The organism is Mesorhizobium sp. M7A.F.Ca.US.011.01.1.1 (assembly GCF_003998295.1).
GTDB lineage: Bacteria > Pseudomonadota > Alphaproteobacteria > Rhizobiales > Rhizobiaceae > Mesorhizobium.
In genome coordinates, this window is record NZ_RZRT01000201.1 from 1 (window position 1) to 797 (window position 797).

1 protein-coding gene and 1 pseudogene are annotated in these 797 nt (G+C 59.2%); both read left to right on the forward strand.

The features are described 5' to 3' along the window. A pseudogene (locus tag EOA13_RS37310) lies at positions 1–206 on the forward strand (peptidase); the annotation flags it as partial. A gap of 219 nt (positions 207–425) precedes the next feature. Then, positions 426–797 (forward strand): Flp pilus assembly protein CpaB (gene cpaB / locus EOA13_RS37315; protein WP_127298059.1); only part of this gene is annotated, 372 nt, incomplete at its 3' end.

The window sequence follows — 797 nt, forward strand, 5'->3', positions numbered from 1 at the left end:
CATTCATCGGTGGCCTGCTGACGCTCGCCATCCTCGCCTACCGGAAATCGCCGCTTGCAGCCGTTACAAGTCACAATCCGTTTTTGCGCCACTTCGCCGACGAGACGACCGGCGTGCCCTATGGCATAGCGCTCGGCATTGGCGGGCTGCTCACCTTTCCAAATTCGCCGTTGATGGCGTGGGCACTCGCAAGGCTGGCAGCCTAATTCTCTCGCCAACCTTCCCTCGCCAGATTAGCCTTCCACTATTTCGATTTGGCGTTGGAGCAGGCGGCTTGGCCGCCTTTTTGCGGGCCGAACCGGGATGCCTCAAATTTATGTAAACCTTAAATTAATCACGATCGTAAGCATTATATTAACCTTGTTTTGACGATTGCCGCTGCAAGGTCCGGCTTGGCTAAGTGGTTTGCCAAGGGGTTCGGACAAATGCCAGCATCCCGACTGATCATTCTAGGCGTGGCGGTGGCCGCGGCGGGTGGCGCAGGCTATGTTGCAAAAAACATGGTGGCGGCTCCGCCGCCTCAAATTGTCGATTCCGGCCCCACGGCGCCGGCAATCGCGCTGCAGGACGTGCTTGTCCTGTCCAGCGACGTTCCGATGGGCAGCCCGCTCGAGAACAATATCAGCTGGCAGTCCTGGCCGGCCGACGGCATCAATGCGAATTTCATAACCCGCGCCGCGGAGCCCGAAGCGCTTGAGAAGCTGAAAGGCGGTGTTGCCCGTGTGGCGATGTATGCCGGCGAGCCGTTGCGGCGCTCCAAGCTGATCGGCGAGGGACAGAGCTTCATGTCGTCGATC